Below are 18,934 nucleotides of genomic sequence, written 5' to 3'. Positions count from 1 at the left end.
GATTTAAAAATGAAAATACCACCAAGGATCATAGTGATCTTTGGTGGTATTTCATCTTCCGTTACTCTATGATTTTATGAGCGATCATAGCTAAGTCTGCCACATCAATTCGGCCATCTCCTGTAATATCTACATGCTTCACCTGATTCCAATCTTGACTTTCGCTAGTCTTACCATAGTTGGCAGCTACAATTGCCAGGTCACCGATGCTTACTTTTCCATCCTTATTAATATCTAGAGAATTTTCTATGACACTTGGGGCTACCTGAACCGTAACCAGTTGTGTTCTTGCTGTAATCTCTTCACCATCTGCATTGCCTAATGTGACAGTTGTGGTCTCGATCGTCCCTGAAGCTGGCAAATCACTAGCCTTTGCTTTGAACGTCAGCTCAATAGCCTCCACTTTACCTGTTACATCATGATCCGGACCTTCACTTGCAGCAATTAATCGGATCTGCCCAGAGGTGCTAGAATTAATATCGATAATCGATACACCGGGAATCATAGATCTTGCTGATACGTATTCCATGATGGAAGCGTCGTAGAATAGGGTAATATCCTGCGCATACACATTTTCAGCAGCTTTTAATCCATAATTCACTGTGAAGCTCTGACCCGAATGAACAGGACTTTCCACTTCACTTAACGTTGAAGCAGGGATTTCGGGGGCAGACTCTTCATCATAAAATACACTCGCTTCAAGAATGGAAGCCCAAAAATTGGACGGCACTACAGAACTAATCGTAATTCGTACATATCTAGCCTTTACCGTCTTAAATAACTGCTCCGAATCTCCTAATGTATTTGAAGTTGTACTCGCGACAACAGTTGTGAAATTTGTGTTGTCTGTAGATACATCGATTTTATACTCATAGCTTCGCGCATTTTGCTGGTTAAACATGATATTGGTCCGATTGATGTTCATTACTTCACCAAGATCTACTTGCCACCACTGTGGTAAGGTACTGCTGCTCGCAGCCCAACGTGTCGCGGAATTTCCATCATTGGCGTTTGTTGCAGGATTATTAATTGTGCCTACCTGCTCACTGCTAAACGTAACTGGTTTATGGTTTGCCAGATTTGTGGGTTCAGGTTCCGGCTGCTCTAGATTCATTCCCACATCTCTTGCTTCTAACTGAAGTGTACCTGGTTCAAGACCTGATGAGGTTGCCTTTACCGTAATTGTACCTGGTGCACCTGTTGATTTAACAAGAATCATATTCGCACCATTCAGAGCTGCTACCGTAGGTCCTCCGATTAGAAGACCCGGACCCTCAATCTCAAAATTCGCTTTATTCGTTGAATATGGAACCACTGTACCTTTCTGGTCCTTAACATAGAACTCGATGATAGCGATATCGCTCCCATTTCCATCGATCGTTAACGTATCTGCTTTCAATTCAACAGACACTGGCACTCCGGGTTCCTCCACGATATGGGTTGCCACGACCTTACCGTCAATTAAGCCTTCTGCTTTAATCTTTGTCGTATCATGGACACCAAGTTCGAATTCAAAATGAGGATGCGCTACATTGATCGGCATCGGATTATTCGTTTGAAATTCCTTCCACGCCTTACCGTCCCATTTCGAAAGACGAACCTGATCGGCATTACTGAACACTGTCACTTTTGTCGGGGAGATAGGTCTCCAGTAATTAGCGATGAATACCATCGGGTTCACAGATCCATCATAATTATCCTGAGCAGATTGACTTTGATGCCAGTAATAAGCGAACTTTGGTATCCTACCCGCATCGGTTAAACCGTGAGGCCTTACAATGGATACTTGGTGATGGTGATCATGCATTTCCCATATTAAACTACCATGAACATAGTCCTCTGCACGTGCCAGCTCCGTCATTTTTTGAGCAGCAAGCGCTTGCCCTATGAGTCTTTCCTCATCCGCATCTCGCCATGTTTCGTAGGTATGACCCGTATGTTCTGTGATTAACAACCCCTTAGCATTAGGGTCAGGTGAGGCATTTTGTAATCCAGCTTGGTTCCACTGGGCCTCTGTATACACATTCCGTCCATACACATCAAAGATGTTATTGGATGTATTATAGTTTCTCCCCATGGAAGTGGCGCGGGAAGGATCCTCAGCCTTGGCAATATTGTTTAATTCTGTCTCCAGCTCAACCATCTGCTGCATTTCATTAATACCTGCCCCCCAAATGACAACACTCGGGTGATTCCTGGCTGTACGTATCGCCGCATATAATGCATCTTTATTGCTCTGTTTCCATGCCTCTCCGAATGAAGAAGGATTAATATTACCCCAACCCGGTATTTCTACCCATTGCATTACGCCTAACTTGTCAGCAGCATCCATAAAGGCATCATCGTACAAATAATGTGCATCCCGTACAAAATTTGCACCTGCCTCCTTAATGCGTGCTACATCCAAGACATGCTGATTGTTAGGTACGGCATCACCAATGAAAGGATAATCCTGATGATGATTAACGCCGAATATTTTTACATGTTCATCATTAAGAAAGAAGCCCTGAGACTTCGTCCATTCCGTCTTTCGAATTCCGAACGTTGTAATATAGTCATCTACGATGGCATCGCCGTTTTTCACCACCGTCTTAACGTTATATAGATACGGTTTCTGAATGGACCAACGATTGGGACTCAACACTTTCATCGTTTGAGAGAACTCCTGCACTTGATTAGCATTAATAATATGAGTGCTCTCGGAAGTACCAACCACCTTACCACTCTCATCTACAATTTCAGATATGATCGTGCTTTTCACAGGACTCTCATTGGAATTGTGTACCCAGGTTTTCACCTGAACATCTGCCGACTCGGAGTTTACATTTGAGCTATAGGCAAATACACCTCCGCCTTCCTTCCAGTTGTTATTCCATGAATGGATGGCTTCAGGAATATATAGTTTATTGGATTTAATCAAGTAGACATCTCGATAGATTCCACCAAACATATTAAATCCTACATAAGAACCGTCCGGTTTCTCTGGAGCAACTTGTTCTTGGTAACTATTATCAACCTTCACCGCAATAACATTTCTTACACCGAATTTAACGTGATCCGTAATATCATAGTTAAATGGATTGAAGCCACCTACATGCTTATCCAATCTAACCCCATTCACCCAAACTTCAGTTGAGGTCTTAGACCCTTCAAAGTAAATGTTAATTCTTTTACCCCGATCCATTTCTTCAAGAGTAAATTCTTTACGATACCACCCTACTCCGCGATACCAATAGTTCGCCATATAATCCGTATATTCAAATGTATGTGGCAATACAACCGATTTCCATGTAGCGTCATCGAAATCTACTGTCTCAGCTCCAGCTACGTTTCCTTTGTAAAATCGCCAGCCGAGATTAAAGTTCTCTTTAGATCGATCTGAACCTGAAGCTGAGTCCGCATCTAGATTAGACGGCATATGTAAAACTGAAAAATATAGTACGAATACAGCAAATACCAACCCCATCCGGAATGAAAATCTGTTAACCATTCAATTATCAACCTCCTTGTTTTTATTCTCAATCCTCATCATAGAATTAGTATATTGACATGCATTCCTTTAAATTCCGGTCAAAAAACAGCATCATTTTACCAAAAAAGGTCACCTGCCTACCGTTCATTTCAGACATGTGAAATTTTACAATAAAGGTAAGTACCCAAACGTCAAGATCAATCCTAGCGCTTGGAGTCGAAGAAGGACGGATCTCTGTCCTAATCAGACTAAAAGGAGAGTTTACTAGATGGTAAATGAACTGCAAGCAGATGTTGTCATTATCGGAGGCGGTACAGGAGGCACAGCAGCTGCACTCGCTGCCGCGAAATCAGGAAAGAATGTCATTATGACCGAGGAGACTGAGTGGATTGGTGGTCAGCTAACAAGTCAAGCCGTACCACCTGACGAACACCCATGGATCGAATCATTCGGTTGTACACGAAGCTACCGGGAATTTCGTGACGGTGTCAGGCAATATTATGCGCGCAACTTCCCCTTAACTGCGGAGGCTAGAGGGAATGCTCACCTGAATCCCGGAAGTGGAACTGTCAGTCGTCTATGCCATGAGCCACGCACTGCTTTAGCTGTGCTGAACGACATGCTCGCTCCTTATATTCATAGTGGACGTTTAAAAATCTTGCATGGATATGTATTAGAGAAGGCCGAAGTTGCTGGAGACCAGGTCGTTAGCGTGACCGTCAAAAATATATTGAGGCATCATCAGGTTGTGTTACATGCACCGTTCTTCTTGGATGCGACCGAATGTGGAGATCTTCTTCCGGCGGCAGGCATCGAATACGTTACTGGTGCTGAATCAAAAGCACAGACAGGCGAACCTCATGCTGTCGATGGGGATGCACAGCCGATGGATATGCAGGGCTTCACCTATTGTTTTGCAGTGGACTACCATCCGGATGAAGATCATACCATCAACAAGCCTGAGCAATACGAATTTTGGCGTGATTATAAACCTGACTTCTGGCCAGACCATCTACTGAGCCTTAGCGGCGTCAGACCTGCTACAATGGAGCCGGTACGATATGAAATTTTTGCAGATACAGATAAATTCTCATTGTTCCAGTACCGACAGATCTTTGATCCTTCCCATTTTGACCGGAGTACCTTTCAAAGTGCAGTTTCTCTTGTGAATTGGCCGCAGAATGACTATTGGTTAGGTTCTATCATCGATGTAAGTGATGAAGAGCGAAATCGTCATCTGTATAGCGCTAAGCTGCTAAGCCTATCCCTACTCTACTGGTTACAGACTGAGGCACCTCGTCCAGATGGAAAAATAGGATATCCCGGTTTAAGACTACGTCCCGATGTCGTGGGCACGGAAGATGGTCTGGCGAAGTATCCGTACATACGTGAATCACGCCGAATTCAAGCGGAATTCACGGTGCTAGAGCAGCATGTGTCCACAGCTAGTCGCCCCGATGGTGTAGCTGAAGCGTTCCACGACACCGTAGGCATCGGATGTTACCGTATTGATCTACATCCAAGCACAGGTGGTAAACCATATATCGATATTTCATCTCTTCCATTTCAGATCCCGCTTGGCAGCTTGATTCCCAAACGTGTAACTAATGTTCTAGCAGCGTGCAAGAACATCGGTGTCACGCATATCACTAACGGCTGCTATAGGCTCCATCCCGTGGAATGGAACATCGGAGAAGCAGCCGGGTACTGTGTAAGCTACTGTCTGGATCGAAACCTGATTCCTAGCACCGTTCGTAATAATGAAGTTGAGTTATCACAGTTCCAGCAGAGATTGACAGAGGAAGGGATCGAGCTGCATTGGCCGTCCGTATATCCTGTCTAATATTCACAAAAGGCTATCCCGGAAATGGGATGGCCTTTTTATGTGTTGTGATGGCTCTTAACATGAGTTTCCACTCGACCATTTGTTGCAACATAAAGAGCTGTTCCTTAGCAAAAGAATCTACTAAGAAACAGCTCCCGCTTCATTCTATCTCATATCATACGATCAATTGTTCATAAAGCCTGCTGCTTGAAGCATTCTTTTCAATACGATCGCTGCCTCTGCTCTAGTTGATGGTGCCTGTGGAGCGAAAAGGTCAGCTGAACGTCCTTGCATTAGTCCTGCCTTAACCGCTGAAGCAACTGCGGATTCTGACCATGTTCCAATCATTTCCGAATCCTTAAATCCACTGAGCGTCTCTTTCCCATCTGCTGTAACAAGCTTGTTTCCCGTCATTTCGAGTGCACGTATTAAAAGCGCGCTCATCTGCTCGCGAGTGATCTGCGCATTGGGGCGGAACTCTCCACTTTGAAAGCCTTCGATGAGTCCCTTACCAGCAGCCGTTTCTACAGCAGAAGCGTACCAGTCACTTGGCTTTACATCACTGAACGTGCTGACCGACGAATGATCCAGCGGTCTCATTCCTAGTGTTCGAACAAGTAGTGATGTGAATTCCGCGCGAGTAACTGGACGATCCGGTGCGAACTGGTCTGAATTCACACCTTCAATGAGTCCTTTCGAAGCAAGAAGTAAGATATCCTTCTCTGCCCAGTGACGGCTTACATCATTAAACGTCTTCGTCCGTTTCACAATGCTCAAGACTCCATCATCGGATAGGATGAGTTCAATAGTTCCATTCTTTCCAATAATGGAAGGAACGAAAGCTACACGATCTAGATCCAGGTCATATCGAAGTGCCGATGCTACAGCTAGGTCTGTCTTATCTTGCAATGACAACACTAATTTCGCATACCCTGCAGTAAATCCCGGAAAATCTATTTCCTTCTCGCCCTTCTTCAGTACGACTTGCAAATCTAGCGTATGACCGATCCTTGAAGCCCCTTCTAGTAACAGCTTAGCGTTCAATTTCTCTTCTTGCTGATTCGGTAACGTACCGAACCTCACGGACAACATATCCGCATTCTCCCCTGAGGATAACGCCTTTTGTAACGAAGCTAATGGGATATGAAGTACACCAAATGGTGTATCCATTACAATTTCACCAGACTTCAGCAGCTTCATTGCCATATTTATTCCGCTAACAGGAAGATTGACCTGAGCTCCCTCACCTACTTCTTTGAGGGTATACTCTAGCTTAGCTGAAGTCCCATTTTGTTTAGCTAACTCTTCAATTTCTTTCAGCATACGCTCCAGATTAACATCTGCGTGAGTAACCTTTCGGCCATCTTTTAAAGCTTCCTGTTTAATGACCACACGTTCCGGAAGAGCAGGAGACGTGGGTACAGAAGGCGTCCCTGATGTTGCAGAACCGCCAGAATTACCTGAATTGCCGGAACCGTCTGGATTACCCGGATCTGTTCCCCCTCCACTAGATGTTCGAACAATATCCAGTGACTTGCTGTTCGTCTTCATTTGATCTACGTATACGTCAAATGTGATTCTATTCGAACCCGGTGAAAGAGAAATAGAAGCTGTAAAATCCCCGTTAGCCTTCACCGTAGCAGGTTGACCGTTAAACTGCACGGTTGCCGTACCCTTTCCGAGCACTTCCACATGTCCTTCCACAATCACTGAGCCATTCGCTGTCTGTTTTCCTTCATCATCCATAAGACCGCTAAGTACTGCGGATCTTACCTGATTGCCTTTGTCGTAAGCATTAGCAACACGCTGCCTTAGCGTCCTTGTTCCTGAAGGGTCTACAGTGGAAATAACAAATCCACCCTGTGGAATAACGCTATTATTCTCTTCTGGAGAACCCCAGCTCCACTTGATAGCCTGATTTCTGTTCACAACACGTGTAACTTCACCCGAAGCATCAACAACGACTTCTACGCCAAAACGATTCGTTCCGGTTGAATAACCAAAGTCTTCGGTCATGACATTGACATTACCCTCCACCCGATTCACATTATAGAAGTTCCCCTCCATAAATTCATTCGGATTCTCCGGCAGGCTCATCCCAAGCTGATAATCCTTAACCCACTCCCGATCCTGCAGGGCAGCTGTAACGATCGGCCAGTTAACCTGGGAAGCGTCAAAGAGCATCAATCCGTTCGTTGTGCTTAGTCCCGCCTGGAATACTTCCCGCTGCATCGCCGGTGTCTGTACATTAGTCAGTGCGATACCCGCATATAACGGTATTTCACCGTTTGTTACGATATTCCCAAGTGTAATGTATTTCTTAACTTCCTGACTCGTAGTTTGATAAGCACCAATCATCAAGAAATCCAAATATTCAATGTAGCCTGTTTCGTAATACTCCGGTGTGTAAACAGACTCATCTAATAATCCAAGCCTTGGATCATAGCGGAAATTCTTGCTGCCCCAGTTTACACCATTCAAGAAGTATGTCTCATACCAGGACCCAACGTAAGAAGAGACTTGAATATTCCGACCAGATTCCGCTTCATAAGAATCAACGAGGTCTTTTACCTCTCCAAAAAAACTCTGTATCGTTCCAGATCTAAACTCCCACCAATCTTGAATGAGTGGTCCATTAACTCGAACATTATTCTCATAATAAAAGATATCGTTAGGCCAATTGACTAGCTGCTTGCCTCTATCCGCTAAGAATTGTTCGAATTTAGCACGTGTCTCATCACTGAAATCGGCTCCCTCATTATCATATCGACCGCGGTCATGCACGACACCGTCAACGTCATAATTTCGAATAATTTCCTCGAACGTCTTTAGCTCATAATCTCTAACCTCATCATTCGATGGGTTCACAAACGCAACTAATCCCTGCTTAGCACTTTCCCGAAGACGCTTAATCTGCCCGTTATTCTCTGCAAAATGAACACGTTCTTCCCAGTCCAAATGATCATTAAGTACTGCAAACTCTTGGTGTGCTATGGATCCCTCAGCGAAAACATTGATCGCCGCATGAATTTTTAGGCCAAATTCATGGCCATACGTTATGAACTCTTGGAGCAGATCCAGATCAGGACTTGCGCCTGCTTTTTCTGGGGCTTTAATTTCGCTCACGTAAGGACGACCTGTTAGGTTATTCTTCTTATAAGAGACGAAGCCCTCGACGCCTTTCACATCAAATACTACAGACGTCACGCCGCCTTTTTTGGCTTGCTCTAAAAATTCCTTAACGTGTTCCGTAGTCCGAAACTTCTTCGCATTTGCAGCTTGGTCAACCCATAAAATCACTTCTTTGTCCGGTTTAAATCCAGGTCTGTTGAAGACCACAAGACTGCGCTTATCCTGCTCAATCTCATTCTTCTGTATAACGACATCAATGTAATTCGTGCCTGCTTCAAGTGAGTATGGATACGAAAAAGTCCCGTCCTCGCCATAAGGAACTTCTACATTGTTAATCATCAGTTTGGTCGATGCGGGATCATCCATATTGTCAATTCTCCCGGTTACAGGTGTTTGACTTTCGGTGACAGTGTACATTGGGGCATTCTCAAGAACTAGCTTTGCAATCAGACCATTTCCACTCATTAGATCTTGAACCTGTACCACTTCACCGTTCTTCCGAAGCTTAATGACATCTCCGACTTTGAATTTCTGAGCCAAAAATCGCTTGATATCATTCCCCGCATAGCTGCTATCTTGTGCCATGAGTACATATCCACCTTCCGGAATCGGAAGATCGGTCGGTCCTGCCCAGACCGGGGGCTGCCCATTAATAGATGGGTTAACGACACTCAATACACGATTATTGCTATCTACCTGAACAGCTACATTCAACTTAGGAACTTGAATGGCTGAGCCGGAATCGGTAGTAAACAAAGCAATAATATTGGAAATACCGTTGACATCTTGATCAATGTAATTCAACTGTTTTCGTGGACCTTGAACACCAATCGTAATGTCGACTGGAGCCGCTTCAACTTCAATGTAATCCGCATTCTGATCCGAACTATCATAAACAACATTTAGGGATACTAAGGCTAATTCTTCTTGTCCATCGACAAGGCGAACTGTAATAACGTTAGATCCAGGGTCTAGATACATATTCGCTCTGAAGCTACCTCCTGCTGTAATAGGTGTCTCCTTCTGATTAATCATAATTTTCAATTCTGCATCCTCCGTATAGTTCTTCACATAACCACTAACTTCAACGAGTGGGATAGTAACAATCGTGTCTGTCTGTGTATTCATCACTAGCTCTGGTTTTAACTGAGATTCTCCGTCCGGATCCGGACTTGGTTCAGGACTTGGCTCAGGACTTGGTTCAGGCTCTGGGTCCGGATTCAGTACAGGTGGCTTCACAAAATCCACAGCTGTTACTTCCGTTTCGCCGCGCATGAGTTTAACTTGATCGCCGACTCCATAATATGCAAATAACAATTTCAGATAAGCTGATTCATCCCAAGAGGCCCCTCCTGCCATAACAACATAGCCTCCATCTGAAATCGTTACGTCTGCATCAGCGCTCCACTCCGTTGGCGGATCAGCATTCGGCCCATATTTCTGTTGTATAACTCCAGAAGCATCAACAACGAGAGCTACATGCTTAGAAGGAACGAGTACCAGATCATCATATACGTCAGCGGTAACCCTACCTTTACTTGTAAACACCGCAAGGTAATCATTCTTCTGTAAGAGAACATCCTCGTCCGTATTCATGTCCGTTAGCATCAATCGCTGCGATCCATCTTGAGAAACGAGAGTTACAGGAGCCAATTCCAATTCGTCATACTCGCTAACCTGTGCAGCTATATGAGGTGTCCATGAGGTCACTATTGAGAGGATCAGAGTCACGCTGAGAAAGGTTGTCAGTCTTCTCCTTAGATCTATTTTCATAACAATACCACCCTTCGAAGATCAGATAAGTTTTGAAAAAAAAGCAGCTGCACATGCTATGCAACTGCTCTTCTCAAGAAGTTCCTCATTATTTAACGGTCTGATACCACTCATTCGCGGCTTTAACCATATCCGCTCCTCCCTCAGCTCTCCACTGCTCTAGGAATTTATCATAACTACTTAGAGGTTCAGAGCCTGTAATAAATTTAAGAACATTGTCATCAAGCAGTGTTCTCAGCTTCAATGTGTTTTTCGAAACGGCCTCAATCGGTGGTGCAGGAGACATTGGATCAACTACAATAATCCCTTCCGCATTTTTCTGGAATGTTTCAAAATACATTTGAAGTACAGGATCTTTACGAACACGTGCCTGCCAATAAGTAGGGTACATCTCTTCATCTACACCAGTTAGGAAACCACTGCCATTACCCAAATCTTCGTTGAATTTAGGCAAGATCGGATAGTATTTACCATCTTTCACTTCATGGTGAACTCCTTCTTGACCGATCGCAAGCTCTTTGAACGTCTCAGGCTCTAGCTTCGCATCCAAGAACTTCATTGCTTCATCCTTATGTTTGGACGCTTTCGGAATGGCGATGAACCAGCTTGTATTCGCATTCGCACCAACAACAGCTTTGCCATCTTTACCCTTCAAGTAAGGAATAATGGACACCTTCGCATTAGGTGTGTTTTTCTCAAGCGCAGCAATGGTACTACCCGCATTCCACCAAGCCAGCTTGTATACAGCCGCTTTGCCGCTTGTGAATTTCTCTATTGCTTTCTGAGCGGTATTGATTGGCATTTCCGTATCCAACAACCCTTCAGTATAGAGCTTATTCATATAGGCGATGAACTCTTTCATTTCCGGCTGCTCCGCTCGATGAACAAGCTTTCCGTCAACATCTTTCCAATCCGTTAATATACCAAAAGTCGTTGCGATATCCCCATAAATTGAGTCTTTACTGCCTGTTAGTGGGATAATATTTTTCTTTTCTTTAATCGTCTTAAGTACAGTGTAGAGCTCATCAGGATTCGTTGGAACAGACAATCCCAACTCATCCAGCCAGTCTTGACGAACCACAAGCTCTTCACCAACCGCAACACCAGAGCCCACTTCAGGAATGGCGTACTTCTTCCCGTCAATCGTCGCACTTCCCCAAGATGCAGGTTTGATTGCTCTGTTAATATTGTTACCGTGAGCTTCAAGCAATTCATCAATAGGTTCCAGTGCTCCTGCAGTGGCAAGACTATAGAATTGTGCAGAATTAAGCTTCATAACATCGAAATCTTCTTTATTCGCTACTAATAAATTCAGCTTCTCATCCGCATTTTCAGCCGGAAGCATTTCATACTGCACTTCATATCCGGTCTTCTCACTAATCAATTTACTCGTGAATTCTTTACTAGGATCAAACACACCATACTGCATAATCATGCGGATAGCGGGCTTAACCGCTTCTTTATTATCATCTTCTTTTTTATCATCCGTTGGCGTGTTCGCTGTATTGGGCTTTGGATCTGCTTTCGGCGTGGTGCCACCACCACAGCCAGATATCGCTAAACTCATACCTAATAAAATAGCAAGCATTGTTGATTTTTTTCTCATCTTATACCCTCCTCGTATATGAATAACGCCTGCGAATCATCCATTACAATAACTGGAGCATCACCGCCTTTAAAAAGTCTCATATCAACCTTTAACAGAGCCGACGAGCACACCCTTCACGAAATACTTTTGCAAAAAAGGATAGACGAGCAGGATCGGCAAGGTAGCTAAAAGGATCGATGATGCTTGAATGGATTGCGGTGTCATGTTAATGGCGGCATCCACATTATTTTTCAGAAAATCCCCGCTAGAGGATACAATCAACTCTTTTAAGTACAGCTGTAGTGGTTTCAGTTCTGGGTTAGTAATATAAATCATCGCTGCAAAAAAATCGTTCCAGAATGCAACTGCGAAGAAGAGTGCAATGGTTGCCATAACAGGCAAAGAAAGCGGCAGCATGATATGAATCAAGATGCGAATATTACCTGCCCCATCCAGCTTTGCGGATTCCTCAAGTGAATCTGGCAGTCCCTCAAAGTAATTTTTAATGATAAGCATATTGAACACGTTCACCATAGCTGGTAAGAACAACACCCCAAGCGTATTGACGAGGTTTAAATTCTGCATTAGTAAGTACGTAGGTATTAATCCACCGCTGAAGAGCATGGTGAATACGAACATGAGCAGTATCCACTTTCTCCCTCTCAACCTGACTTTGGATAACGGATAAGCCGTAAGGGTTGTTAATGTAAGGCTCAGTGTGGTACCAATGATCGTGAGAAGCACGGATGTTTTTAAAGAGGATAGAAACATGGAGTCCTGCAGCACATATTTATAAGTTTCAAATTGTATGCCGACCGGCAAAAGTCCCACGTTGCCGGAGATAACTGCCTCCTCGCTGCTCATCGACTTAGCGATCAAATTAACAAAGGGAAGTAGAGTAGTGCATCCCATGATAATAAAGAAACAGTAATTGAATACAGCAAAGCATCTTTCACCCCATGAGATTTTGACTGCGCTCTTCACTTTTTTACCATTTCCGCTCTGTAAGACATGATTATGACTCAAGATTCACTTCCCCCTCTCATTACCAGATTCCACGCTGCAGATACTTTTTGCTCAAGGAGTTACCAACGATGACTAATGTAAATGAGATAATTGCTTCGAACAGCCCAACGGCTGTTGTAAAGCTGTAGTCTTGATTACCAAGGCCCTGCCTATATACGAAGGTACCGATGACGTCCGAAACTTTATACACAACCGGATTGTACATTACAAGAATCTGTTCAGTTCCTGCCTCAAGTATGCTTCCAAGTCGCAGGATGAACATCAGAATAATAATCGGTGCAATACCCGGAAGTGTGATATGCCACAGCTGCTTCCATTTGCCAGCTCCATCAATTTTGGCTGCCTCATACAGCACTGGATCAATCGTACTAAATGCGGCTAGATATACGATTGTGCTCCAGCCTGTTTCCTTCCAGCCTGCAGAAGTGATAAGTACACTCCGAAATACACTGTTATCCAGAAAGAATGCTATAGGTTCAAGATTCAGCGAGACCAGAAGCTTATTAACAAGCCCACCATTGGTCGATAACAGATCAATAAATAATCCGCTAACGATAACCCATGACAAGAAATGTGGAAGATAGATAACCGTCTGGATCGTACGTTTAAAGATCATTTTCCTCATCTCATTAAGCATCAAAGCCACAATAATAGGCAGTGGAAATAGAATCAGAATTTTGAGTAAACTAATAATTACCGTATTCTTGAACACAAGCGCAAAATCCGGTGAAGTAAATAACTTCTCAAAATGCTTCCACCCCACCCAAGGACTCTCCGCGAAACCTGAGAAGATATTAAAATCCTTAAAGGCAATAATAATTCCATACATCGGTGTGTACTTAAATAACAAAATGAACAGAATACCAGGTACAAGCAGCAGGTATAAGTCCCACTCTTTCCATATATCCGACCAGAGACGCGAGAAATATCCACGCTTTGAATGGGGTATGGGCAATTTAGCTCTTTCAGACTTCATATCGTTCCCCCCTGTTTTTGCTAGGAATGAGTTAATTGATACTTTAAATTTTAGAATTGAAAGCGATTCCATAGTAGATGAATGTCATTACTATTTCTGGTAATCTGTATACTTTCACATTCTAAAATAAATAAAAAAACACCCAATATGATCCGATTACAGACCACTTTGGGTATTCCTCATTCCTAATTTTCCGGGACATATTCGACTACATTTTAAACTCCCCGGGATTAACTCCCCAATACTTACGGAATACTTTGGTGAAATAGCTAACATCTCTATACCCGACAAGTCGAGCTGCATCATAAACTTTATGCCCTTCTTGCAAGACCCGCTTTGCTCGCTCCATCTTCTGCTCTAATACATAGGAAGAAAAGGCTACCCCGATTTCCTGTTTAAACAATCTGCTGAGATACGATGAATTCACATATAGTCGATCTGCCACCGTATGTAACGTGATTTCCTGATCAATCTCTTGATCAATAAGGGAGAGGATCTCTTTCACAACTTGGTGGCTTGTCGATTTACGCTGCTTCCGCATGTATGCTGTAATTTTCTGTACTGTCCTTGTCAGCCATAACCAAGTTACGATTTTGGTATTCAGAAGCTTGATATTCTGAAAATAAACGAAATCCTCTTCCACAACCTGCTTAACTCTCCATCCCTGTTTCAAAATCATACGTGTAAATATACTATTCATATATAGAACAGCCTCGTGAAACTCCTCCGATGATTCTGTCAGCGAGAATCCCTCTTCCCATAACTGGGTCATCACATCCATCGCACGAGTCTCATCTGCTGTTTCCAGTGCAATTTCTAGGAGCTTCTCAAGCTTTGGCAAAGCCGATATATCTTGTCTAGAAGTACTTTCTAACTCCCGATATGGAATCGCGATGTCATGCCCATATACAACACGTTCCTGTAATGCTCTGGTCGCTTGGGCATACAGATGGTTCATATCATCAATTCCGCCTGTACCTGCACTAATGCCTGCGCTTGCAGTTAACTTTAAGATCTCCTTCGTCTGAGACAAGAGCTTGACAACCGTACTATTGATATAGAGCATGAGCTCTTTCGCATCACGAACGGAATCTGCTATAAATACAAGCAGCAGGTCATGATCTGGATCTGTGCATACCCGGCAAAAGGATGTAGATAAGAACTCACTTGCCAAGCAGTGGATTGTGAATTGAAGCAACTCCTGATCTGCTAATCTGAATCTAGTATCATCCTCAGGAATGGGATCAAGACTAACTACCGCAACCGCAAGCTGCGCATCTTCATTTAGATCGATATACAGCTCCTTGCTTCGCATCAGCACTTCATCAACGGTATATCTCCCATTCACCCAATTCAGCATAAAGTTGTTTTGTAAATTCGGAAGATTATCCCTCCATTTCTGCTCTAGCTCTGCTGTCATTCTCCACTGTTCCAGATCATGTCGAAGCTGCTCTTTTGCTTCTAGGACCGCCTTTAAGATTTCTGTCTCTCCAGCAGGTTTAAGTAAATACTTCGACACTCCAAATTCCATCGCGAGCTGAGCGAATTCAAAATTATCATGGCCGCTCAGGATAATGATCTTGAGCAAAAAACGTCCCGTTTGACGCTCCTTCAGTTTACTGATTAGTGTTAATCCATCCATCTCCGGCATCTGTACATCGACTAGCATTAAATCCGGCATTTTACTTCCCACGAGCTGGAGCGCTTCCAATCCATTAGAGGCGAGGCCCACAATTTCGATCCCATGCTCTTCCCATGGAATATTATATGCTAGAGAATTACGTAATCGAGGTTCGTCTTCCACGATCATCAAGTTCATCAGATTCTCTCCCTTCACTCACTTGCGCATCGATCCAAAGGAATCAATATGGTTACGACCGTTCCCATTCCAAGCGTACTATTAATCGTCATATCCGCTTCATTCCCGTAGTACAGCCTCATTCTGGTGAATACATTTCGGAGTCCGAATAGATCCTTTATGTTCTCCTCATCTTGTGAAAGAGAAGGAATACTGCGAGCTCTCATAAGGCTGAGCTCGTGACAAATATATTGAAGCCGCTCCGATGCAATTCCAGGACCGTTATCTTGGACACTGATTCTTACGAATTGCTGTCTTTCGATTTTGCTTGCGATAATTAGACTCCCACCCGCGGTCTTCCCTTCCATTCCATGAATGATGGCATTCTCTACTAAGGGCTGAAGCAGCAATTTTAGAATAGGAATGCCCTTACTTTCCTCGTCCAATTGATATTCCACCGAGAAGTTATCTAGAAAGCGGAGCTGCTGAATTCGAATATAATAATGAAGATGCGTAACACTCTCCTCAATGGAGAATACTTCTCTTCCCTTATTCAAGCTTAGACGGAAGAATTTCGATAGGTTCATGACCATCTCACTAATCTCTTCTGCCTCATAGTTCTTAGCCGTCCAGTAGATCGAATCAAGTGTATTATATAGAAAATGCGGGTTAATCTGAGACTGCAAAAATTTAAGCTCCGTTGTCGTTAACCGAAGCTGCTGCTCATAATGATCTTCGATCAAATGCTTCTGAACAGAAACCATCCGATTAAAGGACTGAATGAGAAATCCAAACTCATCCTTTCTCTTCGTATCAATCTGAACGTTCATCTCCCCATGACTCAGCTTCTTCATCCCTCGTGAAAGCTTAAGAACAGGCGATGCTATTCCGCTGTAGACTACCCATGAAATGATAAGGGCTAATAAAATGCTCAGGCCAATGATCGTGAAGGTGTATAATCGCAGCTGATCTGTTTCTTCGTAAAGCTCCTTCTTCGGCTGAACTAAGGCAAGCCGCCACGAGGAGTAATCCGAATCTTTGGTTACCTCCATCTCATCTTCTGATAAACTTGTATCACCTCCGCCTTTTCCTGTCTCAATGATGACCTCTCCCTTCTCATTCAATAAGGAGACCCTGCTATTCTCGGAAGGCAGAAGTGTTTTAAGAATATTGAGTAGCTTATTCTTGTTAAAACTCACGATTAATAAATTCGATTGTCGTTCCGAGTTATAAAGATCCATAGATCGAATTAATGAAAAAGTATCCGTACCAATCATCTTCCCGAACGTTTGCCCATCGCCTACAGGATAATCAGCCATGACATACGAAATACCCGTGCCATTGCTCCTCGCCGACTCAACCAACCATGCCTGCTGAGGTTCTGAGTTTAGCTTGCGTCCACCGAAGTTCGTTGAAACGAACATATTCGATGCTTGATGATAGATAGAAATTTGTGATACAAAACGATTCACGGATACGGAATTTGACAACTGTCCAAGAATAAACGCAAAATCTACAATTAAATCAGGTGAGGAAGAGCTATTCTTGTTAAGCAGTTCATTCATCCCTGGATCTGCGGCAATCAGGGTAGAAATTTCCTCTACATTTTGGAGTGCGAGATCAAAATGATTTAGAGCCGAAGCAAGAGCCATTTCCGTTCTTTCCACCGCCTGCTCGTACAAGATGTCACGCGATCTCTCAACAGCAAATAAACTAATTATGACAAGGGGCAGAAGTATGAGTAGGAAATACCCTGTTAACCGCGTTTGAATATTTCGTGAGAACTTTTCAGCAATTTTCCGTCTCAGATGATTCATTTAGCCTCTCCCCCAAGCAATCTGCTGCTATTCTTGGTGAGGTACCATTCATTAACCTCCTTCGTAATTTCGGCGCCACCCTCCAATTTCCAGCGTTCTACATAACGATCGAATGAATCGATAGGTTCAATGCCCATAATGATTTTTGTGAATACATCGCTTAAATCGTCAAGTTTCTTGTCATACTTACTCATAGCCGGTGTGGGTATCCCATAGAACGCATTTTTAATCGTGTTCTTTTTAATCATCTCTAGATTATTGTACAGTTGAAAATCGCCAAGTGATTCCAGGCGCTCCCTAGACAACACCGGGTCCGGTACATCCACCAGTGATTGATAGATTCCACGATATAAATGCTCATCATGTTTCTCAAAGTCAGTCACCATATGGCCGTCTTCCCACTTCCATATTTCGTTCTCGAATCCCAGCTTCAGATTTTTATAATCACTTGCGATAAAATCAAGCATCTTAATAACCGATTCTGCATGTGTCGACCCTGCCGGAATCACATTATATCCGCGAATAATATCTTTATCATAGACGCCTTTAAGTCCACCTCGACCCGTCGGAAAATCCAAAGCAATCCATCTAGCATCCGGCTCTTTCTTCATATTGTCCGCTATTGGACCGCGCGTGTCATACCAGGTCGCAGAGAACAGGCCGACTGTTCCATTTTCGATTTTCTTATATAAGTTGTTTTGTAAATTTAATGGGAATTCCCGATCGAGGTAGCCTTCCTCATACAACCTTGCCAGATAGGTAAGTGCTTCTTTGGTCTCTGGAAGAATATTTCCATTTACAAGTTTTCCATCACGCTCAAACCAAGCATTTAGCTGTACCCCAAAAGCGCCAAAGAATGGAGAGGATCGTCCCAAATTCGCAGTCAATGTAAGACCAACCGTATCATCTAGACCATTACCATCGGGATCATCTTCAGTGAATGCCCGGATGACCTCATAATACTCCTCTAGCGTTACAGGAGGCTTCAATCCAAGTCGGTCAAGCCAATCTTTTCTCGCATACATCAGCTCTACACCGCTAACCTCATTCAAGCTTGGGACCGCATAGATCTTCCCTCCGTATCGGACTCTGTCCCACACTTCGGCTGGAATTTTCTCCTTTAAATTCGGTCCATACTTATCTATCAAATCATCAAGCGGCATAAATGCCCCCTGCTTAACATAATTATCAAACCAAACCGGTTCATACGTATGCAGCATATCTGGCAAATTACCTGAGGACATGATCACATCAAGCTTCTCATCATATACTTCTGCAGGTGGTGTAGTGACCTGAATTTCTACCCCTGTGCTATCCTCAATGTAATTGAGATACCGGTTGTCATTCTCGTCCATCCCCGAAGGAAAAGTCATTCCTAGATTCGATATGACAATACTTATTTTCTCGGAATGCGATTTGCTAGAAGACTGATTGTTGACTGGACTTCGAATAAGATCACACCCAGAAGTCACAAAGAAAGCGATTACAAAAATGATAGGCAAAACACATGATTTTTTCTTCATTCGC

9 protein-coding genes are annotated in these 18,934 nt (G+C 43.4%); 1 reads left to right on the top strand and 8 read right to left on the bottom strand.

Features of this window, described 5'->3' with window-relative positions:
- Positions 1 to 61: 61 nt before the first annotated feature.
- Positions 62 to 3,490, bottom strand: a complete 3,429-nt coding sequence (locus ACK8P5_RS07155) for a discoidin domain-containing protein (protein WP_422660266.1) — start codon at positions 3,488 to 3,490, stop codon at positions 62 to 64.
- A gap of 250 nt (positions 3,491 to 3,740) precedes the next feature.
- Between ACK8P5_RS07155 and ACK8P5_RS07150 the strand changes: the two genes are divergently transcribed.
- On the top strand, positions 3,741 to 5,315 hold the full coding sequence (locus ACK8P5_RS07150) for an FAD-dependent oxidoreductase (protein ID WP_422660265.1): 1,575 nt from the start codon (positions 3,741 to 3,743) through the stop codon (positions 5,313 to 5,315).
- 165 nt (positions 5,316 to 5,480) lie between these two features.
- On the opposite strand, the gene ACK8P5_RS07145 is transcribed toward ACK8P5_RS07150, so the two are convergent.
- From ACK8P5_RS07145 to ACK8P5_RS07115, 7 genes are all read right to left on the bottom strand, one after another.
- Entirely contained in the window at positions 5,481 to 10,202 is a 4,722-nt protein-coding gene (locus ACK8P5_RS07145) for an S-layer homology domain-containing protein (protein WP_422660264.1), read from the bottom strand.
- An 88-nt stretch (positions 10,203 to 10,290) separates the two neighbouring features.
- A complete protein-coding gene (locus ACK8P5_RS07140) occupies positions 10,291 to 11,808 on the bottom strand; it encodes an extracellular solute-binding protein (protein WP_422660263.1) in 1,518 nt (505 codons plus the stop codon).
- A gap of 84 nt (positions 11,809 to 11,892) precedes the next feature.
- Positions 11,893 to 12,774, bottom strand: a complete 882-nt coding sequence (locus ACK8P5_RS07135; protein ID WP_422661401.1) for a carbohydrate ABC transporter permease — start codon at positions 12,772 to 12,774, stop codon at positions 11,893 to 11,895.
- 61 nt (positions 12,775 to 12,835) lie between these two features.
- Positions 12,836 to 13,792, bottom strand: a complete 957-nt coding sequence (locus ACK8P5_RS07130) for an ABC transporter permease (RefSeq protein ID WP_422660262.1) — start codon at positions 13,790 to 13,792, stop codon at positions 12,836 to 12,838.
- Positions 13,793 to 14,000: 208 nt separating this feature from the next.
- Positions 14,001 to 15,611 carry a response regulator gene (locus ACK8P5_RS07125; RefSeq protein WP_422660261.1) on the bottom strand — a complete coding sequence of 537 codons (1,611 nt, stop codon included), beginning with the start codon at positions 15,609 to 15,611 and terminating at the stop codon, positions 14,001 to 14,003.
- Positions 15,612 to 15,625: 14 nt separating this feature from the next.
- Positions 15,626 to 17,407: a cache domain-containing sensor histidine kinase gene (locus tag ACK8P5_RS07120; RefSeq protein ID WP_422660260.1), complete on the bottom strand. Its 1,782-nt coding sequence runs from the start codon at positions 17,405 to 17,407 to the stop codon at positions 15,626 to 15,628.
- On the bottom strand, positions 17,404 to 18,930 hold the full coding sequence (locus ACK8P5_RS07115; RefSeq protein ID WP_422660259.1) for an extracellular solute-binding protein: 1,527 nt from the start codon (positions 18,928 to 18,930) through the stop codon (positions 17,404 to 17,406). Before ACK8P5_RS07115 ends, ACK8P5_RS07120 begins: the two co-directional genes overlap by 4 nt.
- Positions 18,931 to 18,934 lie beyond the last annotated feature (4 nt).

This window comes from Paenibacillus sp. EC2-1, from assembly GCF_049311625.1.
GTDB lineage: Bacteria > Bacillota > Bacilli > Paenibacillales > Paenibacillaceae > Paenibacillus_AQ.
The sequence above is the reverse complement of the archived record's forward strand: the minus strand, read 5'-3'. Positions and strand labels throughout refer to the sequence as shown.

What these genes read in the sequence shown, in the direction of transcription:
- ACK8P5_RS07145 (WP_422660264.1), bottom strand. Translation starts at nt 10,202, where the DNA reads ATGAAAATAGATCTAAGGAGAAGACTGACAACCTTTCTCAGCGTGACT.
- ACK8P5_RS07130 (WP_422660262.1), bottom strand. Translation starts at nt 13,792, where the DNA reads ATGAAGTCTGAAAGAGCTAAATTGCCCATACCCCATTCAAAGCGTGGA.
- ACK8P5_RS07115 (WP_422660259.1), bottom strand. Translation starts at nt 18,930, where the DNA reads ATGAAGAAAAAATCATGTGTTTTGCCTATCATTTTTGTAATCGCTTTC.
- ACK8P5_RS07155 (WP_422660266.1), bottom strand. Translation starts at nt 3,490, where the DNA reads ATGGTTAACAGATTTTCATTCCGGATGGGGTTGGTATTTGCTGTATTC.
- ACK8P5_RS07120 (WP_422660260.1), bottom strand. Translation starts at nt 17,407, where the DNA reads ATGAATCATCTGAGACGGAAAATTGCTGAAAAGTTCTCACGAAATATT.
- ACK8P5_RS07125 (WP_422660261.1), bottom strand. Translation starts at nt 15,611, where the DNA reads ATGAACTTGATGATCGTGGAAGACGAACCTCGATTACGTAATTCTCTA.
- ACK8P5_RS07140 (WP_422660263.1), bottom strand. Translation starts at nt 11,808, where the DNA reads ATGAGAAAAAAATCAACAATGCTTGCTATTTTATTAGGTATGAGTTTA.
- ACK8P5_RS07150 (WP_422660265.1), top strand. Translation starts at nt 3,741, where the DNA reads ATGGTAAATGAACTGCAAGCAGATGTTGTCATTATCGGAGGCGGTACA.